Raw genomic sequence first — 26,174 nt, 5'->3', positions numbered from 1 at the left:
AAATACCGAATAACAAAATAGGTATTCAATTAGTTGAATACCTTCATTCAGTTCTTGCATTTAACCCTTATGGTTGAGCTATTGTCGGGTCGATTTTTTCGGCTAACCCATAAGCTGTCGATTATAAAATCAACCCTACAGTAATTATAAGCTAACCGATTTTTTTGCATGATATTCGTGTTATGAAGTTGTCTTACTCAGCTTTAAATGGATTCTGGGTGAATTCAACAGGTAAACGATAAAAGCTAAGACAGCTAAAACCAAACCAAATAAGCCTAAAATAATGGCATCTGCTGAGTTGGCAATAGCTAAACCAAACATGAGTAATCCACAAAGCCCTAAAGCAACGGCGACAATAAGCCCAGGTAGATTACTGGCTTGAGTTTGTGGTTTGCTTGCTTGTACCTGTTCAACTTTGTCAATAGCAATGGCGCCGGGTGCATCTTGTGATTTACCTAAGTGAATAACCGTTAGCACACTGACAGGAATAATCACACCTATGGTTAAGTTAACCAAATTCGCTTGAGTTTGCACCCACTGTGCAACCGCGCTGAATGCGTTAATATCAGCTAAGAAGCCTTGTTCATTTAGGCCAAATTTAAGTACTACACCTGCAAAAAACGATAAACCGACAGTCCACCAAATGGCTGAAATATCAACCTTGCGGCTAAATAGTCCCCATATGGTGGGGGCCAATAATGGCCCAACCAATAAGCTAGTAATACTCACCACGACTTTTTCTGCACCGCCTAAATAAGGGATGGCTAGTGCTACCACAACTAATATTGCACCCAGTAACACGGTAAACCAGCGGCCGACTAAAACAAGATCAGGGTTAGCTTTGGTAGTGATTTTTTTATAAATGTCTTCCGTAAGTACACCTGCAAACACATTTAATTGCGAGCTAACCATACTGGCAGTAGCCGAGAACATGGCTGCTATCATCAGCCCGACCATACCAACAGGCAATACAGCTTGGGTAGCTAATACATAAGCTTGCTCAGCATTGGCATCTGGGTTGATCACTCGATAGACCAAGGGTGGCAACAACCAAAGGAAAGGGCTAAATAGGTATAAAGCACCGAATAGGTATGTAGCTTTTTTAGCTTCTTTTTCAGATGGTACACTGATAAAACGCTGGGCAAACGCCCATTCACCACCAATCATAAAGAAGTGAATAGCCACCCAACCCATAAGAAAATACCATGAGTATTGTACTGAGGTGGCATCAAAAAAGCTTTCTGGTGCTAAATTAACAAACTCGCCCCAGCCGCCGACTTTCATCAGCATTAACGGCACCATAAAAATAACGGCGAGGTTAAGCACAATAAATTGCAGTACATCTGTCATCAGTACCGCCCATAGGCCGCCTAGCACGGTATAAGCAACCACAATACAGCCAAATAATAAGATGGCCCAAAATATGGCGACATTACCTGTTGTTGGATCTTGTAACCAGTGGCCGTCTGGTAGTGGCATCAACGCAACGACAACAACAGCTAACGAATATAAAGCAACAGCGGTGCCGACAATACGAAAAACCATCATTGCAAAGGTATAAAACTTTAGCGCTGCTTGGCCGTAACGTAATGTAATAAATTCAGCCGGTGTACTAACCCCAAGCTTTTTCCAATGACCAGCGATAAAGTAACCAACCAGCACTGCTGATATACCGTAACAGAGGTTAATTGCCACCGCGACAAAACCACTATTAAACGCAATGCTCCCCCACACCACAAAAGTACCAGCCGAAAACATGGTCATGAAAGCGCTTAAACCGGATACCCACCACGGAGATTCACCTCCCGCAGCAAACATGTCGTTCGCATTTTTGTTTTTATTCGCGAAAACAATACCGACGGCTAATATGCCGAGTAGGTACAAAAATAAAACAATGTAGTCGAGAGTTGCCATAAAGTTAGGTATTTACTGAAAATATAATTGTATCGATTATAGATACAAAATAACTTTTAGCAATTAATTTAACGCTTCTTAAATATTAGGGCATTTTTTTGAAGTGTGATTTTAATCATAGCGGTCTTATCAATTATGTAACGATGAACAAACCCTAGATCTAATATTAGGGTTTGTTGTTAAGGAGAAAAACATGGGGTTGCTGATTAAGAACACGCTGGTCACTTTGATATGTTGGTTGATGTTAAGTGCCTGTACGCCGGTTAGCCAAGCGCCAAACTTTAGTTTATATAATGCCAATGGCGAGTTGGTGAGTTTGCATGATTTTCGTGGTAAGCCATTGGTACTTACGTTTTGGTCAACTTGGTGTCGTTTTTGTAAACAATTGCATCCAAGGCTGGATCAACTGGCTAAAACTTATCAGCCACAAGGTGTGCAAGTATTAGGGATTAGCTTTAATGAAGATAAAGGAGATAAACCGCAGGCATTATTGCAAGCAAGAGGTATTCAATTTACGACCCTATTGGCTGGTGACAAGGTAGCTAAGTTGTACGGAGTGAAGGGCACGCCCGCCACTTTCTTTATAAACCGCAAAGGCGAGTTGATGGGAACAACTCGAACCTTTAACCCTGATGAACCACAGCTTATTGAGTTAATTAATAAGATATTATGATGGTTTTCTCGCCACCCAATGTACGGTACTAATCGCGCGCTCAAGAAATGCGCCTTCACAGTAACACAGGTAGTAATTCCATAAGCGCTTAAAGTCTTCGCCATAGCCAAATTGCTTTAGCTCTAGCCAGTTGGCGTTAAAGCGTTGAAACCAATGTTGCAGCGTTTTGGCGTAATCTAGGCCAATATCATGTAATGACTCGCTAACCATGTTGGTATGTTGAGTTAGTTGTTGAGTCATAACCGTAACCGAAGGCAGAAAACCACCGGGGAAGATATAACGTTGAATAAAATCGACGTTAGCTAAGTAATGATCAAATCGTTGATCAGCAATAGTAATAGCTTGGATCAGCATTTTACCTTGCGGCTTTAACAAGGCATTACATTGTTTGAAAAACGTAGGTAAGTATTGGTAACCCACGGCTTCAATCATTTCGATAGACACTAACTTATCAAATTGGCCGTTTAGCTCGCGGTAGTCTTTTTTCAGTAACGTAATTTGTTTAGTCAGGCCCAGTTTTTCAATGCGCGCTTTGGCATATTCGTACTGAGCGTCAGATATGGTAGTAGTGGTAACGTGAACCCCATAATGTTTAGCTGCGTAAATCGCCATGCCTCCCCAACCGGTGCCAATTTCTATTAGGTGTTCACCTGCTTTTAGCTCTAACCTTTGGCATATGGTGTCGAGCTTATGCAGTTGTGCTTGTTCTAAATTAGCGTCATGTTGCGGATAGATGGCGGCGGAATACATCATTTCTTGGTCAAGAAAACGTGTGTAAAGGTCGTTACCTAAATCGTAATGGGCCAGAATATTCTTTTTGGAACCTTGTTGGCTGTTGCGTTTGCGTTTGTGAAATAACGCGTTTTTAAACTGAGTGAGCCAAGCCATTTTTTTTTCGAGCGCGTCGAGTTGCGATTGGCCGCGAGCAAATACGCGAATGACTTGGGTTAAGTTGGGTGACGACCATTGTTGGTCTATGTAGGCCTCGGCGGCGCCAATGCTGCCTTTCTTAACAAAAATAGCATAAACATTAGGGTCGTTAATTTCGATAACCGCTTTTAGCTCGCTGTCTTGTTGACCAAAGTTAAACTCTTTGCCTAACTCAATGATCTTAAGATGAGCAAAATCTAATGAGCCAAGTATGTTGAACACCATTTGCCGGCAACGTTGTTGGATCCAGTTCTGGTATTGGCTTTTCAAGCTAACGACTTGATTGGCTTGTACTTGCTCCATGGTTAACTCCTATTTTTGACTATCGGTTATGCTTAAAAATATTTTTAATTTAACGGCTAGGATGCGCTACAAACGGAATACGTTTGATAAATAGCTTCAGCGCTTGCCAATAAATGGCTAAGCAAATTTTTAATGTCATGGCTGGTAAGCTTAGCCATGTTTTAAATAAGTTATTGGCATTAATCGGTTTTTTACTTAATGCCATGGTTGCATCAAATACTTTGTTAGTGTGTTGCTGACCTTGATGATTCTCAATATGCACCAGCGCTTTGTTGCGAGGTGGTTTTATTTTCCAGCGATAGCGCATGTCCATTGGCATAAACGGTGAAACATGAAACGCTTTTTGTGTATCGCTTATATTGTGCAAATCAACCAAGTAATAGTGTTTTTCATTCCATGGCGTATTGCTCACTTCAGCCAGCATGTAAAGGCAATTGCTATTGGTGTCATCATTAAAACAAAAGTAAAAATTAACAGGGCTGAAAAACAAACCAAGACAGCGCAGCTGCGCCAGCATAAATATTTTCTTATGCTGCCAATTAGCGTAATCGCCGCCTAATTCATTAACTTTATTGGCTATACGCGCTTTTAAGTCGGCTAGATCACCTTTTACGTAATCATTTTGTTTAAAGCGTATTGGGTTGTACCAACTTGTGCCTAACAAGCCACTTTGCGCCAAGGTATTTTCAAGCTCGTCAATGTCCAGCCCCATCATGTAAAGCTTGTAGTTAAAACCATGAAAAGTCGGCGAAAATCGGCGGTGGCGAACTTGGCCAACGTAAATGCCAGAGTTGTTTGTTGCTAATGGCTCATTCGTTGATGAAATGTTTGTTGACGGCTTATTCATTCTAGTGGACAACCTAACATATCACCGACATCGACTGCGCTTTTTACGCCATCTTCGTGAAAACCGTTGTACCAATAGGCGCCAACAAAATAGCTGTGGTTTAAGCCATTAATTTCATGTCGCCGTGCCTGCGCTGCTAAGCTGGTACAGTTAAATACTGGGTGCCAATATTCAAATTGGCGTAATATTTTACTCGGCGCTATGGCTTGGGTTTGGTTTAACGTTACGCAAAACACAGGATCTTGTGGTTGTTGCGCTAAGCCTTGCAAAATATTCATGTTGTAGGTGACACTGGCTGGACGCTGCCTATCCCCATTTAATTGATAGTTCCAACTAGCCCACGCTTTTTGTCTTTTGGGTAATAAATTAATGTCGGTATGTAACACGACTTGGTTTTTACTATACGGTAAATCAGCCAACACACTTTGTTCCGCTTGACTGGCGTTTTCACCTAGTAATGCTAGCGCTTGGTTTGAATGACATGCAAATACCACTTTATCAAATGCTTGTTGGCTACCATCGGCAAAAAATAAGGTGACGGGTTTTCCTTTAATATTAGTATTAGGGTCTGTTGGGCTTTGGCGTTCAATACGGCTGATGTGGCTATTCAATTTTATGTTGTCGGCAAATCGCTTGGTTAAGGGGGCAATATAGCTACGAGAACCGCCAGGAATGACATACCATTGAGGGCGATCATTCACATTGAGTAATCCATGATGATGAAAAAACTGAATGAAAAACTTAAGTTGAAATTGTGCCATTTCATCAAGGCTACTCGACCAAATTGCTGCACCCATGGGCAAAATATAATGCTGGGCAAAATAATCACTAAAATGGTTTTGCTTTAAAAAGTCATCCAGTGTCAAATTGCTATCAATATTGCCTGCGGCATATAGCTGTTTACACTTTTTATTGAAGCGTAAAATATCATTGATTAACCCATAAAACTTAGGATTAAACAGATTACTGCGTTGGGCAAACAGGGTATCTAAGTTATGACCGTTGTATTCCAAGCCCGAATCTAGGTTTTGAACACTAAAACTCATCTCAGTTTCTTGACGGGGCACACCAATTTGCGCCAGTAACTTTAAAAAGTTGGGATAGGTTTTGTTGTTAAATACGATAAAGCCAGTATCTATGGCGTAAGGTTTGTTATCGACCTCTACATCGACAGTTGCCGTATGCCCGCCTATATAGTCATTCTTTTCAAATACGGTGACGTTATGTTTTTGGTTGAGTAAATAAGCTGTGGTTAAACCAGAAATGCCACTGCCAATGATTGCAATGTCGAGTGGTTTTTCTTGCTGGGCTTGGGTGTTATCTAACATTCATCATCCTTAAGCGCGGGTTGCGCTGCCTGCTTATTTGCTTTGTTATTGTTAATCTGCGTTTGATGAGCTTTTGCCATTTTGCTTGCTAAAGCCTGCCACCAAGTGCTTGGCAGCCAAGATAAACATTGCATTAGCCAAATAAAGCGTTTAGGAAAGCGCACAACGGCTTGTCGTTTTGCAATACCTTTGATCATTCGCTGTGCAGCTTGTTCAACCGGCATTAAACAGGGCATAGCAAAAGTATTTTTGTCGGTTAGTGGTGTTTTAACAAACCCAGGTTGGACCAAGGTAACGGAAATACCTTGTAAAGCCGGACTGGCAGCTATGTCTACAGCTAGGCTTTGCGCTAGGTAATCGACGCCAGCTTTGGAAGCACCATAGGCCTGAGCGCGCGTGAATGGCAATAAGGTGACACTAGAGCTGACAATAGCTAGTCGCCCTTGTTTGGTCAGTTTAGGTAAAAAAAACTTAATGCAATAAGCGAGATTAATTAAATTGACATTGATCACGCGTTTGAACAGATCCGCATCAAAATTAACCACATTGTCGATATATTCGCAATGTCCGGCATTGAAAATTGCGATATCAATTGTTGGCAATCGGCTGGCAATAACTGGCAATTGCTCATGCTCGGATAAATCAAAAGCCAGTGGTTTGATATTTTTATGGTATTCGGCCAGTGATTGCAGTCTTTGTTTATTTCGCCCGCAAGCGTAAACCTGATAATTAGCATTTGCGTATTGTTTGGCAACCGCCTCGCCAATACCCGAGCTAGCGCCAGTGATCAGCACGGTTTTATCTTTACTCATGGCGACTGGCTCTTTTTTTAATGGTTTTGACTAAAGAACCTAATAATGGAATATGCTCATACAGCATAGCACCTACATCTAAGTAATCTCTGTGGTAGATGACTTTATCGTTTTCGGTTTTGAGCAAAGAATGGCCTTCAACCGTGATCGGCTTATGGGCATTGAGTTGTTTATGCTGATAAGTCATCTGCCAGTAAATAGCGGCTTGTTGGTTATTTTTACTTTCCAATACTTCGATGACTTTAAATTGGCATGCTGTGACTTGCGTGTAAAGTTGCTGAAAATACTGGGTGAGATCATTGATGCCGTTAATTTGATGGATCGGATCCTGAAAGTGGACATTAGCATGGTAAACCTGAGTTAACGACGAAAAGTCTTCAACACCGAGTGCTTCGTAGCACTCGATGAATTGCGTTAACCAATATGTTTGGGTTAGCTGTGACATTTAACGCCTTAGATTATCGCACACGGTACGTCAGTAGCTAAACCTATACTTTATAAAAGTCTAAAGCCTGTTCGCGTGCATGTTTTAAATCGACAATAGCAGACCAATAACGATCTTGCTGGTTTTTTTCGGCTAAGTACTTGTGCGGAAAGTGAATTTCCTTACTCGGTACATCAGCCAGTTCTGGTATATATTTACGAATAAAATCACCGTTTGGATCAAACTTTTTACTTTGGCTAACAGGATTAAAAATGCGGAAGTAAGGCTGGGCATCGCATCCTGTACTGGCGCTCCATTGCCAGCCACCATTATTGGCGGCTAAATCGCCATCAATTAAGTGTCGCATAAAATGGCGTTCGCCATGCCGCCAGTCGACTAAACAATGTTTGGTTAGAAAGCTTGCGACTATCATACGCAGCCGGTTGTGCATCCAACCTGTTTGCGATAATTGGCGCATGGCAGCATCGATAATAGGATAGCCAGTTTTACCTTGTTGCCATGCTGAATATAATTCAGGGCTGTTTGACCAAGCTAAATTATCGTATTTGTCATTAAAATTTTGATAACGACAAAGCTTAGGGTAATGATAGATAAGGTGGCGATAAAATTCTCGCCAAATTAATTCGTTTAGCCAGCTAAAATGTGCTTGTTTGTCTTGCTCTAATATGTGCGGATAATATTGCAAAATTTGTTGCAGTACGGTGCGACAGCTTATAGCACCAATGGCTAAATAAGGTGACAGCCCAGAAGTACCCTTAACGCTTGGAATGTCGCGGTTATCTGCATATTGTGCCATTTTCCCTTGTAAAAACGCTGGCAGTATATCGCGCGTGTAAATGTCGGCTAGCGGCCATTTACTGGAATTAGCAAGGGGGAATTTCACGGTTTGACGATATTGTTGATAAAGTGATTCAAGCTGGCTGCCGTCGTTGTTAAAAGGGGCGTGGTTGGAGCTTATATTATCCGTACTAGATTCACTCGATTTGCTAGACATATTAGACGCTTGCCATTCAAATCCGTTCTGCAATACATATTTTAACCATTGGCGTTTAAAGGGGGTAAATACTTTAAACATTTCGCCTTGTTGGTTAAGAATTTGGCCTTTTTTTACGATAACGTCGCTTTCAAATAACGTTAAATTGAGCTGACTATTGATGATTGCTTTGTCGCGCTGAACCTCATTTAATTCCGGTTCACTGTTGGCCACAATTTGCAGATCTGGCTGTTGTTGTGCGGTTTGGTTTAGCCAATCAATTTGCCCTTTGAAGTTGCCAACTTCAATAACATCAAGCCTGATACCATGCTCAGCCAGTTGCTGATGTAGCAAAGCGAGATGGCGCAAAATAAAGTCTACCTTTATACCAGCCCAATCATGCTGTTGCCATTGCTCACTAGTGGCAAGAAAAACTGCCTGAGTGCAGTTATTGTTTAAGGCAGCTTGAAAAGCTGGATTGTCGTCCAGCCTTAAGTCATTACGAAACCAAAGTAACATTGAAAAATGGATGTCCTTTTTATTTGTTGGGCTTATTTTGCACCCACAATTCTTGTGCTGGCCGAAATTAATTCGGCACAACCCTACATGAGTGCTTTAATCAACTTCGCTACATTAATATGCGTAGCGTAGCTTTAAATCTGCTGGATACGGATCTAAGTATACTTGGCTTTGCAAATAGGCTTTCGGGTGAGCCAATAAATAATGCTTAAGTAGGGTCAAGGGTGCAAGCAAGGGGACAAGGCCATTGCGATAATCCCTAATTTGTTCGCTTAGCTCTGCTTTTTGCCATTTATTTAGCTCTTTTTTAAAGTAGCCTTGCAAATGTTGCAATGTATTGGTGTGTGAACGGCGAGTCGCTTTGTTTTTAAGCCCAGCCATCAAACCTGCTATGTATAAGCTGGCTGTAGTTTGCACATCAAAATCGGCTTGGGCTAATAATTGCCCGAGTTCCTTATAAGCTTTTAAGCTATGAGCCATCAGCAAGTATTTATGTTGGCTATGAAATTGAATGATTTTGCCTTTGGTTAAACCGGTTTCGACGAGGCATTGCCATTTATGGTAGGTAAATACCCGCATCACAAAATTCTCACGTATGATAGCGTCGTTGAGCCGGCCACTTTCTTCACAAGGCATTAATGGATTAGCGCGCATCACTTCGGCGGCAAATACGCCAACGCCAACTGATTCGCTGCCTGAGCCATTTTCATGATAAACCTTGACTCGTTCCATGCCACAGCTAGGGCTTTTCGCACAAAATACATAACCGCTTAAATGCTGCATTTTGGCTGCGACTTTTTTGCCGTAAGCTTGCATGGCTTCGGTCACGTCGCCAGAGCCGTCGGGGCGTGCAACGTGGATCATGTCTTGTTTGCGTATTTGTCGGATGGTGGGGCGGGGTACTGGCATACCAACAGCGACTTCTGGGCAAAAGGCTTGGTACTTAACATGTTTGCCTAGTTCCTCTACACAAAAATGGGAGCGTTTATGACCACTGTCAAAGCGCACTTTCTCACCCATTAAACACGCACTAATACCTAACTGAATTTGTTCTGATTTAAACATGTTTCACCCCGTATGAGTCAATGTGATTACCGTACTTACTGACTTATACGGAGCAATTTTAAAAATGGATCAAATTAATAAATTAAATTTCCAATAGGGTTTAATAATTTTCCTAAACCTTGGGTGAAGTGCAGGGCATCATCGGCGACAGTCAGGCATAAACAACCGTCTTTAGTGTAGGGTTGATGCTCATGTGATTTATCTAGCCAAATAAAATCGCCTTTACTGTACTTACCTAAGCAATCTTCAAAACTACCGTCAAGCAGCAATGTTAGCTCAAAACCTTTATGGGTATGCTTAGGGACTTCGCCACCGGCTTCAATACGCAATAAATGGCTGTGTATTGAACCTTCGGAGCTGCTTAAATTAGCACGCGCTAGCTTACCGACTTTAAACCAATTGCTTTGCTCTATTTGCCGCAACGCCATGGGTAATAAAAACGAATGGCCTTTAAGTGACGCCTTTGGTTGTGGGAAGTCACCGATTATATCGATAGTGTCGTCCTGCATGATGCTTTGCATCATATCGTCAAGATCCGCTTCGCTGTCGTCTATCGAAAACAATGTCGCAGTATTTTGGTATGAATGATCAGCGAATATTTCTTGTGCTTGGTTGTGATTCATCCGTTGCACCTTGTGTTTACATTGTTCACACATTTCAACGTGGCAGGCAACGGCCACTGAAATGGCTAATGGTAAATCACCAGCAACAAATGCATTGAGTAATTCGGCTTTAGGATGATGATTAATCATGTTGCTCTCCTAATTGTTGCTTAAGCTTTTCAAGAGCGAGCCTTAAGCGTGATTTAACAGTACCAAGCGGGATCCCAAGTTGTTCAGCTAACTGCTCTTGTGAAAGCTCAGAAAAATAGACACCTTGTACAACCTGTTTTTGTTTTTCAGGCAGTTTGTCTATATGACTTAACAGGGTTTTATCGAGTAGATGGTCATTAAATACATCTTCTTCCTGAGCTGCATATTCATCTAATGGCCATAAATCATCGCCAAGACTGGTTTCGTATTGCGCTTTACTTTTTCGCAATAGATCAAAGGTTACATTCCGCATGACAGTATAAATCCATGTGGTTGCGGCTCCTTTGTCTGGTGTATACAAATGAGCTTTACGCCACACATTAGTCATAGTGTCTTGAACCACTTCCATCGCAAACGCTTCGCTGTTGTATTTGCGCATCGCAATACCTTTTATTTTCGGCGCAAAGCGTTTAAATAAAATGGCAAAAGATTTCTTGCACCTTTGTTCACCAATGGCGACTAGGCAATCTCGTAAATCTAGGCTTTCTTCTATCGTCATAGTCGATTTTCTTGAAGTTTGCCCCGTCGGTGTTGACATTATTTGCACCAGACTCTCCGTTAATCAGATCCGCAATTGTTAGTCATGGTGAAGTGTACGGGGGATAGGCCAGTCGGGATCACATTATTTTAGCTTATATTTAGACTTAATAGATTATCTAGTTTTTAGGTATTTAGGTATGGCAAGTGCGAGTGATTTGTAAATTAATGCAAAATATTAACATTTATACCACTTTCTTTAGAATTTATAGGTTGGCTTTTGTTAATCCATGTTGTAAATTTAATGTATGTTGTTAACAAAAATGTTTGGGTTGTAATTCGCATGGATAAATTTACAAAAGCCGCGATCATGTTTTCTGCAATTGTTGCTTTCGGCGGCTTTGTGTTTGGCTTAGATGCGGCATTGATATCAGGTACAACAGGTTATTTAACGTCAGAATTTGGCTTGGATGATCTGCAATTAGGTAATGTAGTGAGTGCACCAGCACTTGGGGTGTTATTAGCCCTAGTGGTGACAGGTGCAATTTGTGAATCGATTGGTCGTAAAAAAACGCTAATATTAATTGCTGCGTTATATATTGTCTCGGCAGTAACGTCTGTTATTGCGCCCAGTTATGAAGCGCTAGTTGCTGCTCGCTTTTTAGGTGGTTTGGCATTTGCGTCGTTATCTATGGCTTCAATGTATATAGGCGAAATAGCACCAGCTAAACAGCGCGGTAAACTGGTTTCGACTAATCAAATAATGATAGTAGTAGGCCTAACTACGGCGTATTTCGCTAATTACTTCTTGGTTGGTTTAACGACAAATGATCCTGAATTTGCCAAAGAAATTGGCTTATTAGGCAACGAGTGGCGTTGGATGTTAGGTGTTGAGGTTATCCCAGCTGTGTTGTGGGGTATCTTATTATTAACAGTACCAGAAAGCCCGCGTTGGTTGATCTCTAAAGGGCGTATCGAAGAAGCTAAACAAGCGTTGTCGCGTTTAATGGCTCCTGAAAAAATTGACGCTGAAGTTGAAGAAGTACGCAATAACTTAAAAGCGGATGGCGGTGAATCACTGAGTATTATTGACCAACTTAAAATACTAGGTGAACCTAAATTCCGTCTTGCCATTATGGTTGGCGTTATATTTGCCGCTGTACAGCCACTAACGGGTGTTAACCCTATTTTGTTCTATGCGCCTATGGTGTTTGAACAAACCGGTATTGGTGCTAATGCCGCATATGCTCAAACTTTAATTATTGGTGTGGTTAGCTTTATCTTTACCGTTTTAGCTATTGTGTTTGTTGATAAAATTGGTCGACGTCCGCTAGTTAACTTTGGTTTAGCCGCTTCGGTTGCCTGTTTGTTAATGTGTGTAATTGCCTTCCAACAAGCAACTTATACGCTTGATGCGCAAGATATTGCAACCTTAGTGGCTGCTAATAGTTCGTTAAGTGCTGATAGCTTGCAGACAGTGATTGGTGTTACTTACTCTGACGATACGCAATTTAAAACTGCATTAGCGGGTATTATTGGGGCGCAAGAATTTAAAGCGGTTGAAAATCAATTTATTCAAGCTGCGGTGTCTATTAATGCAACCTTAGTTTTAGTGGGCATTGTTGGTTTTATTGCCGCTTTCCATATCTCAATTGGCCCAATTATGTGGGTCGTATTTTCTGAGATTGTGCCGACGCAAATTCGTGGTGTAGCCATTCCGTTATTTGCTCTAATTTCGAGTACCATTAGTTACTTTATGCAAAAGTTCTTCCCATGGATGCTAAATCAAATGGGTGGTGCGGATGTATTTATGTCGTTTGTTATCGCCGGTGGTATTGGCTTTATTTTACTTTACCGTTACTTACCTGAAACCAAAGGTCGTACAATTGAAGAGATTGAGCATATGATGGCAGGTAAACATAAGGACGGTGAGCCAAAGAAGTCAGCAAGCCTCATTACGGATGACGAGGAACAACGCAAAGCGACAAGTTAGTTAATCTACCTTTACTCGTTTAGAAAAAAGCCGCAGTTATGCGGCTTTTTTTGTGTTTTGTTGTAGGTTGGCCTTTAGGCCAATGGTTACGCATGTTTTCGGTTTTAAAACAAGCTAGTCGGAAGGTGTAGGAAGTTTGCAGCTTGTAGGCGAGACTTTAGTCTTGCTCTTTTGGGTTAGATTTGCAGGCTCTACAAGCATAAATACTCGTCTACAAAAGGTTAGATTTGCAGGCTCTACAAGCATAAATGCTCATCTACAATGATTTAGTTTGCAGGCTCTACAAGCATAAATGCTCGTTTTCAAAAGGTTTGGTTTGCACGTTCACAAGCATGAATGCTCGTCTACAAATCTAATGTTTTGCCTAACGTTAAATTGACTGGCATGCCAAGTTAACCGAATTGCATTACACCACTCGGTTAACTCGATAAAACAAGCTATACAGCACAGGTACGACGCCTAGGGTCAGCAGTGTGCCGACAAACAAGCCAAAAGCGATTACACACGCCATACCATAAAATAATGGATCTTGGCTGATAATTAATGGTGCTAGCCCTAACATAGTGGTGACTGTTGTCATAGTGATAGGGCGCAAGCGCGTTAAGCTGGCATTGATTATAGCTTGATAAGCGGCTATTCCATTGTTGCGTTCGATATCTATCCTATCTATTAGCACGATTGCGTTGTTAATAATAATTCCCGCTAAACTGTATAACCCAAGCGATACCATAAAACCAAAGGGGGCGTTCATGGTTAACAAGCCGATCACAGCGCCAATCAGTGAAAGCGGTATGGTTAATACAATAATCCAAGCTTTGCGAAAAGAATTAAACTGCGCAATAAAAAGCACTAAAATGACCGCAATGACGGCAGGCATACTGGCACTGAGTGCCTTTTGTGCTTCGACAGACTCTTTAACTACACCGTCGTATTCTATACTGTGATTTTCCGGTAAATCGTTTTTTAAACTATTGATTTGATCATCAATTAAACGTTTTAAATCTTCCGCTGCCATTTGGGTATTGCGCGCTTCAACACTCACAGTGCGATACATATCTTCTCGTTGAATGATGGAATATTGATTAATCCCTTTAAAGTCAGCTACCTGCAACAGAGGTACAGTATTACCGGTTTTTTGTGAATAAATATTGAGTGTTCTTAACCTATCTAAATTGTGCCTTTCGCCATCTCCGGCCCGCATAATAACAGGGATGATCGTGTCATCTTCACGGAACTGAGTTATTTCAGTACCGGAGAAATAACTGCGCATGGCCAAAGCAATATCGGATGACGTGACACCAGCTCGTCGAGCGCGTAGTTGGTCTACTTGCACTTCTACTTTGACTATCCGATTTTCCCAATTATTACGTATGTCTAAGGTATTGGGGATTTGGTGCAGTAAATCCATAATTTGCTGGGATTTGCTGTAGATCACATCTTTATCTGGGCCTTTAACTTGGATTTTAATCGTGTTTGAATCAGAAGGGCCGAGGAACATTTTATTAACCCGCGCGGATATATTAGGAAATTGTGACTCGAGCTCAGCGTCTAAATCCAATGTGATTTGCTTTAAATCCAACCCAGGCTGGACGTTTAGTACGATAAATCCTTTATTGACAGCGGGATCTTCTGGATTCAGTGACAATACAAAGCGAGGCCCGCTAAAGCCTACGTATCCAGAGTAGTTTTCTATAAAATCCAGTTCAGGCTTATTGTCTAACCAAGTAAATATGGCCTGCATTTGTCGATTCGTTTCTTTTGACGAGGTGCCATTGGGTAAGTCAATATTGATCATGATTTGTGGTCTATCCGAATCAGGAAAAAATTGATTAGGCACAAATCGCATTAAGTAACTGGCGAATATTAACAACATAAACATAGCGACTAAAAACATGGCTCTATGGCTTAATAAAGTATGCAGCATGGATTCGTAGAAAGTGTTAACTCGATCAAATACCGCAACTTTATTTGCTTGATCAGGGGTATTGTCCGCTTTTATAAAAAAATAGCTGAGAGTGGGGGTGACACACAAAGACAATAGCCAGCTTGATAGTAAGGTGATGAGGATCACCAAGGAGATCGAACGGGTATATTCGCCTGCAACATGCTCAGCTAGCATTAAGGGTAAGAAAAACAAAATAGTGGTAACCGATGAACTTAGCAAAGGTAAAGCGAGTTCCTTACCACCTTGGATCATGGCTTGGTAACGCTCTGTGCCTTCTTCGAGCCGTCGTTTAAAATCTTCTGCAATCACAATACCGTTATCAACCAGTAGCCCGAGTGAAATAATTAGGGTGGCTAGGCTCATTCGTTCTAATTTAATGCCACTCATTTGCATAATGGATAGTGTTACCAACATGACAAAGGGTACAATAGAACCAACAATTAATCCTGTGCGTATGCCGAGAAATAGAATGACAATAACAAGTACGATCGCTAAGGTTTGCAGTACATTAATTGAAACGCCACTGACGGTTTTTTCTACTTGGTCAGCTTGAAAGGTCGCAATATTTAGTTGGTAGCCAATTGGCATACTGTGTTCTAATTGGGCTAGTTTGGCTTTTATACGTGGCGCATAGTCAAGAATATTAAATTCAGGCAGCATGGCAATCGCGATAAATAAAGCGGGTTGACCGTTAAAATAGGCAGGCTGATAAGGCGGATCGATATAGCCTTTACTGATCTTTACTATGTCGGTTAAGGCAATATACTCTTGCGTATGGGCAATACTAATATGGGTTGCTGATATTTCTTCTAGGCTATTAAAATTGCCAGTGGGCTCAACAATAAAGCTTTTACGTCCCGTGTCGATTTCACCGCCGGAACTAATAATATTTTGTGATTGCAATTCGTTGATGAGGGCCGCCGGTGATATACCAAGCTGCGCGAGTTTGGCATTTTCTACCTCCAAAAATATTCTTTGTTGCTGATTACCTAAGATATCGACTTTTTTTGTGCCATTGACTAAGTAAATATTGTCGCGCACATGTTTTGCCATTTCATACATATCAGCCATTGCAAAGCCGTCAGCAGTCATGGCGACTGTCACGACAGAAACGTCACCAAATTCATCATTCACAAAAGACGGACGGGTGCCTTGTGGTAACGAGGATTGCGCTTGTTCCACCTTATTTCGGAGATCTTGCCAGATGCTATCTAAGTTAAAGTATTTATCCTCAATTTTAACGTGGATTGTCGACAAGCCAGTCGCAGAGGAAGAGGTAATGGTTTTAACTTCAGGAATTTGGCGAATTTGTTCTTCTAACTTGCGAGTTATTAAATTCTCAACCCGTTGCGGTGACATACCAGGGTATGAGGTACTGACAATGGCCTCCCGAATGGTGATTGTCGGATCTTCCTGTGCCGGCATGGTGAAGTAAGCAAAAACGCCATTAATCAGCAGAATACATAAAATGGTTAATACTACCTTTCGATAGCGAAAGGCTAGCTCGGTTAAGTTCATGGCGCCGCCTTAATTAAATAATTGAATTTGTTTTTCGAGTAACGAAACAGTTTGCCCATTACGTAAAAACGCGACGCCAGCAATGGCAATGATATCGCCATCTTTTAAGCCTTCTGCTAAGTAGGCTTCATTATTTAAAATAGTGATCGGTTTAACGGTACGTTTGTTAATTGTGTGTTTTTCTGGATCATAGACATAAACAAACTGACTTTGGCCAATATCTGCACCGATAGCGGAAACTGGTACTTTAAATAATTTTTCCTGCGTGGCACTGTAGACCTCACGATAGGTGATATCAACTTCAGCTGTCATACCCGCCCTTAGGTGCTCATCACTTTGTTGTAGCATTAAGGTTACAGGGAAGGCGTTAGCTAGTTCGGCGCGAGTGCCTATTTCAGTAACAACACCGGATAACTTTAGTTGCGGAAATGCCGGAATATTAATCGGCATACTAGAACCATTTTCTAGCTTTTGAATGAGATTTTCGGGGACCATGACTTGGGCTTCTAATCCATGATTGCCTTCTATTTCAAATGCATGAATACCAGCATTAACATGCTGAGATGGTTCAATTAACCGTTTGGTGATCACGCCGTTGTAGGGGGCACTAAGTAAGCTGTCGTCTAGGTTTTTCTTGGCAATATTCAGTTGAGCTTTTGCTACTTCAACGGCGCTGTTAGATGCTTCAAAAGCAGCCTTTGCGTTGTCAAATCCTGATTGAGATACCATGCCTTTATCAACCAGATCAGCATAGCGTTTATAAGTATTGCGGGCTTCGGCTTGTGATGCTTGTGCTTGCTCATAGCGTGCTTGGGCAGATTGCAGGCTCAAGTTAAAGCTTTTTTGTTCAAGCTGCGCCAATTGTTCACCCTTTTTGACTTTATCGCCTAATTTGGCAAATACAGTTGCGACTTTACCGCTAACTTCAAAGCTCAAGTGAGTGGCTTCAACTGCGGTTAGTTGCCCTGAGAGACGACGAACCTGTTTAACATCAGTGGCTTGTACCCGCATCCAGTCTATTGGTCGAATATGCTCTGTTGGCGGTTGCGTTTGTTTGCTGCAACTAATAACAAAACAAGCGAGTAATAAAGTAAGTTGTTTGTACATATTATTTTCAATACCAATACGGGTTACGGACAAATAGCACTAATATTTTCTGCTGTTATCCAGTATAGAACGGCTTTATCGCTAGATCATGACAAAGGTCAATATTCAATAATAATTGCCTAGTCAAAGTCATCTATGCGTTTACGGGGGAGGGAAGAAGAAACAACAATCAATGCAGCTCTTGATGGAAAAATTTATCACCTTGCATTTGTCAGTTCAGTCAATTTCGCTGAATTGTGGATTTATTCGGTTGGTTAACAAGAGAGCAAGAGAGGTGCGAGCAAGCTTAAAGTCCAGTTCTATTGTCGGTTGAATTGTAGAGCCTAATTTATTTCGGCTAACACAAGATTTGTTGATGTAAAATCGACACCACAATTTAGCTACTGGTTATCAATTCAACCCTTCAAAACTTTTGAGTTAATCGACTATGGAGCAATGCAATAAAAAGAAGGTTGACTCTTTTTATTAGACGCCTACAATGGCCGCCGGAAAGTTCGCTATGCAATCGCTGCTTTATCGTTGTACCGCTTGCGGTAGACGGGTAAAGGGGAGGAAAGTCCGGGCTCCATTGGGCAGAGTGCCAGATAACATCTGGGCGGCGTGAGCCGACGACAAGTGCAGCAGAGAGAAGACCGCCATCACTTGTGATGGTAAGGGTGAAAGGGTGCGGTAAGAGCGCACCGCGCAACTGGTAACAGTTTGTGGCGAGGTAAACTCCACTTGGAGCAAGACCAAATAGGGTTCCATTCGGCGTGGCCCGCGTTGGAACCGGGTAGGTTGCTTGAGCCTTAGAGCGATTTAAGGCCTAGACGAATGATTGCAACTCTTTTAGAGACACAGAACCCGGCTTATCGGCGAACTTTCCCTCCTAATTAAATACGTTTAAGTAGCTGAATGTAAAGGAAATATTCTTGATTTTATTAATTGAATCGAGAGGTGTGCTACTTGAGTGTGATACTTTCTAAGTATTTCTACCTTAGGAAACGGACTTTCTATTTTAGGTTACGAATCAATAAACAACTCATTCGTTTTAGTCTTGGTACTTCCTGCTTAAAGACTGCAAAACTCTATGCTGAAGCACTTGCAGCTGAAATTAAGCTATTTGTTGCTAGCTCAATTCGTTCTATAGATATAAATCGGATTGTTAAGCTAGCTAAAGAATCTTTAGATTCTTTTGTCCAGCGCAATAAGCAAGAAGTCACTATCCCTGAACCAATTCTTCAACCTTCAATACAAAGTTCTATTCGTCGTACATCTAATACAATGACCTCGCCTTGGTTGAGAGTGTTCGTTATTAACCACAGGAGTTTGCTAACTTTTTAGAAAGACCACCTTTGGATTAAAAGGAGGTCTACGCAATTTTGAGTACTTAAGTATTGCTGTTTCAGTTAATAGCTCCTTGTGAGCTTACCAGCGCAGATTTCGGCGACCAAAGCTTTCACCTTGGTTTATATTTTCTGTTAAACCTTTGAGGTTGATGTTTTGGATGTTCGCTCTATGCGTTTGAAACTTTGTAATTTGGTTCTTAATTGTAGATTCCTTAAATTTACAAGTGTTTCCAGTATTAGTGCTACATTCTATAGCTTGTTTTTTAGCTGAATTAAGGCCTGTAATTATAACGTCGATGTTGGCTATCAGGTTTGAGATTAATAAATCTTGCTCATTAGCTATGTCATTTCTAAGCGTTTTTGCAGATTCTGCATATTGCAATGCTGTCTTGAAAGATTTTTTGTTAGATTCTTTTAATACTTCTTTGATTGAATTAGAGGAGTTTTCGTTTACAGCTATAAATTTTTTGTCAAACAATTCATCCCAATTCTCTTTAGTCACGTCAATATCAAATTCTTGTTTAATACTGTTTCGTAAAAGGCTAATTCGCTGTTCAAATTGCTTGCTTCTCGGGATTATTGATTCTAGTTCCATTTTAAAATGCTTATTGCCTTGAGCTAGAGTTTCGTAAAATACTAAGTATGGTTTAGTTTCGTTGAAAAATTTTTCTACTTTTTTAGTTCCGATTCGGTGTTTATCTGGCGCACTTAATCCTCCGCCTCCTCTTACGTCCAAGAACTGAAGTGCCATTGTTCCTACTCCATTTATAAGTGAAGCGTAAGGACTTGCACCGAGTAAACTATCTAATCCATCTAACATTGGAGGAGTAGAGGCCGAGTCTGGTGAATTATTTTGGGGAGGGATTAGGACGTCTAGTAAACTAGTAAACAATCCCTTGGGTTTCGCGTCCAATTCAGAGCCCATTTCTTCCGCTAATTGTTTAACAACGGAAACATAAGATTTTCCAAGAGCATCACTAGTAGGGGAAGAAAGTTTAGATAGATCGGCACTGAAGTCTGAAATGGAATGGATTGCTTTGAAAGTTTGATATTCATACTTTAGCTCTCTTACATCTCTAAAGCCCAGTTCGATAAAACGCCTTTGTTCTTTGTAGTCTGCAGTTATTTTACTTTCTAGTAACTTATACAACTCACTTTGCTCGCTTGCGAACACATTAAATATGCTAAAAGCAAAAATTATAGCTAATAATTTAAAATAAAATTTCACGATAGTTGTTCCCTATTTTTATCAGTAAGTCATGAAGTCTAAAATACAATAAGGCTGGGTTTTGCATCTAAGGGGTGCCTTGTTACTTTAAATCAGAACTCTTTCATGTTTCAGCTCGACTGAGCAAATTTACATATACTTGTGACCAAAGAATTGACTTGGTAGATATTATTTAATCTACTGTTACTTTATCTATGGCTGCATATCAAGCCAAGGTGTAGTGCAACTAGATTTTATATTTGAGTACAGTAGAGGGGCGTTGTAGGCATCTAACTTTATACTAAATGGTATTTTTAGTTTCTCAAAAATAGTTTTTAGATGTGTGGCTAGTTTAAATATATTTTTACTGATAACAGCAATATCTATGTCACTGGGAATTTTGTTAAGCTTCACCAAAGAACCGAATAGATATATTGAAACCACCTTTATTACTTTCATCGTTCTACCTTTTATTTCGTGTGCCAAACTGTAACAATTTGATATACGACTCATCGCTTTTGAACGTTGAATGAGCTGAGTCAACTATATCCGAAATAATGCCATATGATAAACGAATGATGCAAAATCTACAAAGCGAGGCTAAAGCCAACTATTTGGCATCAATCAATGAAAGTGATGTGTAAGGCCGCAGTTGTGGTAAAGCGGCCTAAGTTGGAACGTTAACTTTCGCCATCCATAATGGTGGAAAGGATGCTGTAGCGTTCTTCATCACTTAGCCAGTTGGCCTTAAGTAAAAGTCGAGCCACTTCATTGAACAATTCAATCTTATTCATTGAAAATACTCCTAGCCCTGAGTTAAACTCAGAGCGTATATTCTATGTACATGCTGCAAAGTCGTTAAGTTTCTCAGGCTCTCGACTTTGTAGCCCCTCCGCTAAAACTGCTTAATAAACATTCAATTTATAGCGTTAAATCTATGCTAGAACATACCTTTAATCATGTAAAGTTGAAAAATGACCGTTAAGGAAGGTATGTAAGTTTAGATGCTCAATTTAATAAGTTTTTTACGGATTACTGTTTTAAATTGAAGGCTTTATTTTATTTTTTTTGTTTTTTCTTGAATTTATCTTAACTATATGAAAATAAAAAGATAATTTCTATTTTTCAAGTCAGTAGTTGGGTTTTTATTCTGTTTTTAAGTGGTATGGTACAAATTTGTACCATAATTGATGGTTTTAAGAAGATATTAAAACGGTCTATATTTGTTTTGTGGAAGCTATATGGTTATGAAGTTACTTTGAATGAGGTAGCCAATCCGGTCGCCAAAACTATTTGGCTACCTATTCGACTTGAGGAGCGCTTAGATGATCAGTCTAAGCGTTTTTCTTTGCTTGTAGCTCCATGATCTCATCATAAGCTTCAAGTATTAAATCCCTGCGGTAGAGTTTAATAATTCTCAATATACGTTCTTTAGCTTTGGGTACTGGGGAAGTTTTCCAGACAGTTCCAACCGCAAGGCTTGCAGATGTAGAATTGACCCTATTAAATTTTTTATCTTGCTATTTTATGGCTTTCAAGCCTTTCTTTTTTGCCATGGATAACAATTTCACCGCTGCACCGCGCGGGCTACTTAACCCTTGTTCCCACTTTTGTATGAGCTTAGTACTGACATTTAAATACTCGGCAAATACAGCTTGTGACAAGCCTAACCCTTCTCGTAATGTACGCACTTGCTGAGCATCAAATTCTGATATTGGCGTTAAGCGATTAGCGTTAAAATCGCGCATCGTTGTGATGGGTGTTATTGAGTCTGTGTTGTCTTGGTGCGGCGTGTGTAGTGAATTCATCGTAGTTTACCAAGGTTGATCTTGTTCAAGGTATTGGCTTTTGTTGATTTAAACAACGCTTAAGCTTGGCGTAAGCTCAAGCGTCTTATTGGTTTAATTAGGTTATTCGTGGGGTTTAGCGAAAAATTGTTTTGAATTGTTATAGCAAATGTTGTTTACCATATTGCCCAACAATTCAATGTCATGGGGGGCTTCGCCATCCATAACCCAATCACCTAATTTGTTACACAAAATGCGGCGGAAATACTCGTGGCGAGTAAAAGACAACAGGCTACGAGAGTCAGTTAACATACCGACAAATTGGCTAAGCAAGCCAAGTTGCGCCACTTGCTCTAGTTGTCGCTGCATGCCGTCCTTTTGGTCGTTAAACCACCAAGCTGAACCAAATTGCACTTTACCCGCGACACTACCGTCGTTAAAGTTACCCACCATAGTGGCGAGCATTTCGTTAGCGGCAGGATTAATTGCGTATAGTATGGTTTTTGGCAAGGTGTTGTTGATATCCATGGTGTCGAGTAATCGGCCAAGTGGTGCAGAAAACGGTTTATCACTCATTGAGTCACAACCCGCATCCGCACCAAATTTGGCAAATACTCGCGAGCTATTATTGCGTTGCGGGCCTATGTGCATTTGCAATACCCAACCCAAGCGACAATATTGCTCGGCTAGCCAAACGTTGACGGCGGTAAAAAATTGGTCGGTTTCAAGCTCAGATAAGGTTTCACCAGCAAGGCGTTTTTGTAAAATGCTGTCGAGTATCGCTTCGCTTGGCACTTCAGCAAAGCGCATATTTTCAATACCATGATCGGCTGTACGACATTGATGGGCTTCAAAATGTTCGATGCGCTGAGTTAATGCGGCTAGTAAATCACTAAAACGGTGGATTTCGATATCGGTTTTTTCGCCTAACTGTTGCATATAATCGGCAAAATCAGGTAATTCGATTTTAAACGCTTTATCTGGACGCCAGCTCGGGGTGATCGATATATCAAAATTGGCATCGTCCAGCATCGTTTGATGATGGCTTAATGACGATAAAGGATCATCTGTCGTGCCGATATATTTTACATTCATTTGTTTAAGAATACCGCGCGCACTAAATTCAGGCTGACTTAACATGTCACTGGTTTGCTGCCAAATTTGTTCTGCTGTTTCTGGGCCAAATAATGCACCTTCAATACCAAAAGGTCGTTTTAGTTCCATGTGTGTCCAGTGGTAACTTGGGTTGCCGATACACAAAGGCACGGTTTTAGCCCAAGCTAGGTACTTTTCCTTATCACTGGCGGTGCCGGTAATTTTATTTTCGTCGACGCCAGCTGCACGCATCGCTCGCCATTTATAGTGATCACCTTGTAACCAAATTTGCGCAATATTATCAAAGCGCATATCCAGAGCAATTTCAGCTGGGTTTAAGTGACTGTGATAATCGTAGATAGGCTGCTTGGCGGCGTAGTCAGAATACAATTGCTCGGCAACAGGAGAGTTAAGTAAAAAGTTATCGGCTAAAAACGGTTTCATGTTGAAGCTCTCTATGGGTTGTTGTGTGTTGTGGTTATTATTGTTGTTATGGGTCTTGGTCGGACGTTAGGCCCGACCTTGAATGATTGATTTAAAATTTAAAATTTAAAATCTTTTTGTGTATAAGGTACGGATTGGCCAGCGGTTTTTTTCCTAACTTGGCTAAAAAACTCTGGCTTAACTTCACTACCGGTATCAGCCGCATTACCCCAGCTATTGCGGATATACGTGGCAATCGCGGCTAAATCTTTATCTGTCATACTTGGGTTATTTGCCATTCCAGGCATCACCATGGAGGTATTCCAAGTTTGCCATTTCATTTTAATCGGGCCAGATAAACCATGTAGCATGACTTTAGCGAGTATTTCTTTATCTTTAACAACCCATTCGCTATCCCAAAACGTTGGTCCCATGCCTTTAATGCCATCGCCATCGGCCCCATGGCAACCAAAACACGCACCGGCGCCGTTGAAGTGTTGTTTACCTAAATCGTATAAGGCTTTGCCTTGGGATGATAGTTGCGCACGATTGGTTCTATCAGCTGGTTTTTTACCTAGGTTATTGACGATATACATCATGTCGTTGTCTGGGTATTGACCTAACAAGGCGACTAGTTCCTTACTACGCAAGCCGGCACCACTCATGACAGCTTCTCTAACAAAAGGTTTGCCTATATAGGTATCTAGCACTTTTTTCGATGCTTGTAAGGCTAATGGAGATTGAATACTGCCCGCATTTAAAGCGACTTGTAACCCTACGCGGTAGTCAGAATCGGCTAAGGCGAATAGATGTTTAGCAAATGCTTGGTGTTCAGATACATCAAGTTTATTACTGACGGCAATCGCAGCCACTTTGACTTGTTGACTACCACTGATTAGTAAGGGTTGCAGCGTGGCTAAGTTTACCACATCAATACCGTGTAAAGTCCAAAGCGCATTAATTATCGTTTTTTCGTCATCGCTGTTTACTATTAATGCTTGAATTTTAGCTGCCGCAGTGGTGACTTCGTTGTGTATTGCGTGCTCTATAATTAATCGGCGGGCCGTGTCGCGCCACCAACCATTAGCATGGCTCAAAAATGGCACTAACTCACTAGGGCTTAAATTAGCTAACTGAGGTTGTGCCCCCAGCGCTTTTTCTGCCCAGCGTAAGCGATAAATTCGACCCATGGTGTTATTGCCTTGGTCGAGGTTACGCGCTTTAATTTGCTCACTTAAGTAGGTAGTTAAAAATTCTTTATGCTGCAAAATTCCGTGGTACATATCAACTATGTACAATGAACCATCGGGCGCTGTATAAAGGTTTACCGGACGGAATCGCTCATCGGTCGAGGCAAGAATTTCTGCGTTTGGATAAACGTTTTCACCTGTTAGTTCACCCTCTTTTTCAATAACATGACGGGCGCTAATTAGGTTGGCAGCAGGTGCTGGTGTAATGGCCATGCCGTAGAATTTATCTGGGAAGTTGTCGCCTCGGTAAATTACACTGCCACTGGCGGCGGTAAAACGTTTTAACTTACCGCGATTAGGGCCTGTTTGATGCAGCATATCTTCGATGTAACCACGGTTGATCCCGGTATTCATACGGATTGAATAAATATCGCCATTACCTATAAAGTTAGCGCCCATTTTGGCCCAGAATTCAGGGTTTTGTAGCAATGAACCCGGCAACAAATATTCGCCTTGCGCAGGTGAACTGTTGCCATTGTGGTATAAACGTCCATAGTCATCCATGGTAACGCCCCATTGACCACGGTAATCCGAAATGCCGCGCACAAGTTTCCAATATTGGTTTCGGTATATTTCTTTAGCGCCTCTTGGCACTTCAGCATCGAGTGCGATGGTTTGATATTTTTTATTGCTTTTGGCGTTGTAGTACCAATTGTCCATACCATAAAACATGGTGTTGGTTTTATGCTCTAAACTGCCGCCTTTAGCATAGGTTGGGTCGACGACCTCGCGTTTTCCTGGTACTAAGTTGCCGTCTTTTTCTAGCACTTCGGTGAAGAATAATTGAGTGTGATCGGCATACAAAATGCCGCCTTTCACTAGGGTAATAGTTCGTGGCAAGATAACGTCATTTAAGAAAACCGTGCGTTTATCAACTTTACCGTCGCCATCTCTATCTTCTAGTATGGCTATGTTGCCTTCAGGGATGTTTTCGCCTGTACCAAATGTATCTGGCATGTAGCGTGTCATTTCACAAACCCACATGCGGCCATTAGCATCGAAGGTTAATGAAACAGGATTAAAGATGTAAGGTTCGGCAACCACATTTTCGACAGCAAACCCGTCTTGTACTTGAATGGAATTTAATGCTTGCTCAACGTTAAGAATAGGCGAGGGGGGAACTTCACTTTTTGGGATCTTATCTGTCATATTATGACCCTTGCGATCCCCTTTATTTTTGTGCGTGGTTTCGTCAATTTTAGGCGTGGGCACAACGGGTGTCGCAGCACGAGGCGGAGCGGTTACGACTACGGTAACTTGATCGGCTGAAGATTGACTCTGCGGGAATAATTGACAACCTGTGATAGTCACAGTGGTGGCAATTGCCAGTGTTAATCCTAAATTCATTGCTTTCATCATATTGTGTTTCTTTTTTTTCGCTTTTGTGGGCGAGCATTTATGCTTGCTGAGCTTGCAAAATAAT

19 protein-coding genes and 1 other RNA gene are annotated in these 26,174 nt (G+C 41.2%); 3 read left to right on the top strand and 17 right to left on the bottom strand.

What is annotated here, in order from left to right; all coding sequences use genetic code 11:
* Positions 1-180: 180 nt before the first annotated feature.
* Positions 181-1,914, bottom strand: a complete 1,734-nt coding sequence (locus C2869_RS02710) for a sodium:solute symporter family protein (RefSeq protein WP_108601489.1) — start codon at positions 1,912-1,914, stop codon at positions 181-183.
* Positions 1,915-2,107: 193 nt separating this feature from the next.
* Between C2869_RS02710 and C2869_RS02705 the strand changes: the two genes are divergently transcribed.
* Positions 2,108-2,587 carry a peroxiredoxin family protein gene (locus tag C2869_RS02705; RefSeq protein WP_228710744.1) on the top strand — a complete coding sequence of 160 codons (480 nt, stop codon included), beginning with the start codon at positions 2,108-2,110 and terminating at the stop codon, positions 2,585-2,587.
* Here the strand turns inward: C2869_RS02705 and C2869_RS02700 are convergent.
* From C2869_RS02700 to C2869_RS02660, 9 genes are all read right to left on the bottom strand, one after another.
* Positions 2,582-3,820 (bottom strand): SAM-dependent methyltransferase, encoded by a 1,239-nt coding sequence (locus C2869_RS02700; RefSeq protein ID WP_108601488.1) that lies wholly within the window; start codon positions 3,818-3,820, stop codon positions 2,582-2,584. The two genes, C2869_RS02705 and C2869_RS02700, sit on opposite strands and share 6 nt — an antisense overlap.
* 49 nt (positions 3,821-3,869) lie before the next feature.
* Positions 3,870-4,667: a DUF1365 domain-containing protein gene (locus C2869_RS02695; protein ID WP_108601487.1), complete on the bottom strand. Its 798-nt coding sequence runs from the start codon at positions 4,665-4,667 to the stop codon at positions 3,870-3,872.
* Positions 4,664-5,995 carry an NAD(P)/FAD-dependent oxidoreductase gene (locus tag C2869_RS02690; RefSeq protein ID WP_108601486.1) on the bottom strand — a complete coding sequence of 444 codons (1,332 nt, stop codon included), beginning with the start codon at positions 5,993-5,995 and terminating at the stop codon, positions 4,664-4,666. Before C2869_RS02690 ends, C2869_RS02695 begins: the two co-directional genes overlap by 4 nt.
* Positions 5,989-6,807 carry an SDR family NAD(P)-dependent oxidoreductase gene (locus C2869_RS02685; RefSeq protein WP_108601485.1) on the bottom strand — a complete coding sequence of 273 codons (819 nt, stop codon included), beginning with the start codon at positions 6,805-6,807 and terminating at the stop codon, positions 5,989-5,991. The genes C2869_RS02690 and C2869_RS02685 overlap by 7 nt, the downstream gene beginning before the upstream one ends.
* Positions 6,800-7,252 carry a nuclear transport factor 2 family protein gene (locus C2869_RS02680; RefSeq protein WP_108601484.1) on the bottom strand — a complete coding sequence of 151 codons (453 nt, stop codon included), beginning with the start codon at positions 7,250-7,252 and terminating at the stop codon, positions 6,800-6,802. Before C2869_RS02680 ends, C2869_RS02685 begins: the two co-directional genes overlap by 8 nt.
* 43 nt (positions 7,253-7,295) lie before the next feature.
* Entirely contained in the window at positions 7,296-8,744 is a 1,449-nt protein-coding gene (locus C2869_RS02675; RefSeq protein ID WP_108601483.1) for a cryptochrome/photolyase family protein, read from the bottom strand.
* A gap of 114 nt (positions 8,745-8,858) precedes the next feature.
* Positions 8,859-9,809, bottom strand: coding sequence for a YbgA family protein (locus tag C2869_RS02670; protein WP_108601482.1), 951 nt, complete (start codon positions 9,807-9,809; stop codon positions 8,859-8,861).
* Positions 9,810-9,883: 74 nt separating this feature from the next.
* Complete coding sequence (locus C2869_RS02665; RefSeq protein WP_108601481.1) at positions 9,884-10,561, bottom strand: ChrR family anti-sigma-E factor; 678 nt, start codon at positions 10,559-10,561, stop codon at positions 9,884-9,886.
* Positions 10,554-11,159, bottom strand: a complete 606-nt coding sequence (locus tag C2869_RS02660; protein ID WP_108601480.1) for a sigma-70 family RNA polymerase sigma factor — start codon at positions 11,157-11,159, stop codon at positions 10,554-10,556. The genes C2869_RS02665 and C2869_RS02660 overlap by 8 nt, the downstream gene beginning before the upstream one ends.
* 282 nt (positions 11,160-11,441) lie before the next feature.
* On the opposite strand from C2869_RS02660, the gene C2869_RS02655 reads away from it, so the two are divergent.
* Positions 11,442-13,091, top strand: coding sequence for an MFS transporter (locus tag C2869_RS02655; RefSeq protein WP_108604937.1), 1,650 nt, complete (start codon positions 11,442-11,444; stop codon positions 13,089-13,091).
* Positions 13,092-13,497: 406 nt separating this feature from the next.
* On the opposite strand, the gene C2869_RS02650 is transcribed toward C2869_RS02655, so the two are convergent.
* A complete protein-coding gene (locus tag C2869_RS02650) occupies positions 13,498-16,554 on the bottom strand; it encodes an efflux RND transporter permease subunit (RefSeq protein ID WP_108601479.1) in 3,057 nt (1,018 codons plus the stop codon).
* A 9-nt stretch (positions 16,555-16,563) separates the two neighbouring features.
* Positions 16,564-17,661, bottom strand: coding sequence for an efflux RND transporter periplasmic adaptor subunit (locus tag C2869_RS02645; RefSeq protein WP_108604936.1), 1,098 nt, complete (start codon positions 17,659-17,661; stop codon positions 16,564-16,566).
* Between the two features lie 489 nt (positions 17,662-18,150).
* Here C2869_RS02645 and rnpB point away from each other — a divergent pair.
* An RNA gene (rnpB, locus tag C2869_RS02640) (RNase P RNA component class A) lies at positions 18,151-18,528 on the top strand.
* A 540-nt stretch (positions 18,529-19,068) separates the two neighbouring features.
* On the opposite strand, the gene C2869_RS02635 is transcribed toward rnpB, so the two are convergent.
* The 5 genes from C2869_RS02635 to C2869_RS02610 all read right to left on the bottom strand — a co-directional run bounded on the left by C2869_RS02635 (position 19,069) and on the right by C2869_RS02610 (position 26,110).
* Positions 19,069-20,217, bottom strand: coding sequence for a hypothetical protein (locus C2869_RS02635; protein ID WP_108601478.1), 1,149 nt, complete (start codon positions 20,215-20,217; stop codon positions 19,069-19,071).
* Between the two features lie 192 nt (positions 20,218-20,409).
* Positions 20,410-20,709: a hypothetical protein gene (locus C2869_RS23095; protein WP_408011895.1), complete on the bottom strand. Its 300-nt coding sequence runs from the start codon at positions 20,707-20,709 to the stop codon at positions 20,410-20,412.
* A 1,007-nt stretch (positions 20,710-21,716) separates the two neighbouring features.
* A complete protein-coding gene (locus C2869_RS02620) occupies positions 21,717-22,004 on the bottom strand; it encodes a helix-turn-helix domain-containing protein (RefSeq protein ID WP_108601475.1) in 288 nt (95 codons plus the stop codon).
* Positions 22,005-22,106: 102 nt separating this feature from the next.
* Positions 22,107-23,522: a glucuronate isomerase gene (gene uxaC, locus C2869_RS02615; protein ID WP_108601474.1), complete on the bottom strand. Its 1,416-nt coding sequence runs from the start codon at positions 23,520-23,522 to the stop codon at positions 22,107-22,109.
* Positions 23,523-23,620: 98 nt separating this feature from the next.
* Entirely contained in the window at positions 23,621-26,110 is a 2,490-nt protein-coding gene (locus tag C2869_RS02610; RefSeq protein ID WP_228710743.1) for a PVC-type heme-binding CxxCH protein, read from the bottom strand.
* Positions 26,111-26,174: the final 64 nt, after the last annotated feature.

Source organism: Saccharobesus litoralis (genome assembly GCF_003063625.1).
GTDB classification, from domain to species: Bacteria; Pseudomonadota; Gammaproteobacteria; order Enterobacterales; family Alteromonadaceae; genus Saccharobesus; species Saccharobesus litoralis.
This window is presented reverse-complemented; position numbering and strand designations above follow the sequence as displayed.

Bases quoted from the DNA above. Each gene is read 5' to 3' on its own strand.
- C2869_RS02710 (WP_108601489.1), bottom strand. From the start codon at position 1,914: ATGGCAACTCTCGACTACATTGTTTTATTTTTGTACCTACTCGGCATA.
- C2869_RS02705 (WP_228710744.1), top strand. From the start codon at position 2,108: ATGGGGTTGCTGATTAAGAACACGCTGGTCACTTTGATATGTTGGTTG.
- C2869_RS02700 (WP_108601488.1), bottom strand. From the start codon at position 3,820: ATGGAGCAAGTACAAGCCAATCAAGTCGTTAGCTTGAAAAGCCAATAC.
- C2869_RS02695 (WP_108601487.1), bottom strand. From the start codon at position 4,667: ATGAATAAGCCGTCAACAAACATTTCATCAACGAATGAGCCATTAGCA.
- C2869_RS02690 (WP_108601486.1), bottom strand. From the start codon at position 5,995: ATGTTAGATAACACCCAAGCCCAGCAAGAAAAACCACTCGACATTGCA.
- C2869_RS02685 (WP_108601485.1), bottom strand. From the start codon at position 6,807: ATGAGTAAAGATAAAACCGTGCTGATCACTGGCGCTAGCTCGGGTATT.
- C2869_RS02680 (WP_108601484.1), bottom strand. From the start codon at position 7,252: ATGTCACAGCTAACCCAAACATATTGGTTAACGCAATTCATCGAGTGC.
- C2869_RS02675 (WP_108601483.1), bottom strand. From the start codon at position 8,744: ATGTTACTTTGGTTTCGTAATGACTTAAGGCTGGACGACAATCCAGCT.
- C2869_RS02670 (WP_108601482.1), bottom strand. From the start codon at position 9,809: ATGTTTAAATCAGAACAAATTCAGTTAGGTATTAGTGCGTGTTTAATG.
- C2869_RS02665 (WP_108601481.1), bottom strand. From the start codon at position 10,561: ATGATTAATCATCATCCTAAAGCCGAATTACTCAATGCATTTGTTGCT.
- C2869_RS02660 (WP_108601480.1), bottom strand. From the start codon at position 11,159: ATGTCAACACCGACGGGGCAAACTTCAAGAAAATCGACTATGACGATA.
- C2869_RS02655 (WP_108604937.1), top strand. From the start codon at position 11,442: ATGGATAAATTTACAAAAGCCGCGATCATGTTTTCTGCAATTGTTGCT.
- C2869_RS02650 (WP_108601479.1), bottom strand. From the start codon at position 16,554: ATGAACTTAACCGAGCTAGCCTTTCGCTATCGAAAGGTAGTATTAACC.
- C2869_RS02645 (WP_108604936.1), bottom strand. From the start codon at position 17,661: ATGTACAAACAACTTACTTTATTACTCGCTTGTTTTGTTATTAGTTGC.
- C2869_RS23095 (WP_408011895.1), bottom strand. From the start codon at position 20,709: ATGAGTCGTATATCAAATTGTTACAGTTTGGCACACGAAATAAAAGGT.
- C2869_RS02620 (WP_108601475.1), bottom strand. From the start codon at position 22,004: ATGAATTCACTACACACGCCGCACCAAGACAACACAGACTCAATAACA.
- uxaC (WP_108601474.1), bottom strand. From the start codon at position 23,522: ATGAAACCGTTTTTAGCCGATAACTTTTTACTTAACTCTCCTGTTGCC.
- C2869_RS02610 (WP_228710743.1), bottom strand. From the start codon at position 26,110: ATGATGAAAGCAATGAATTTAGGATTAACACTGGCAATTGCCACCACT.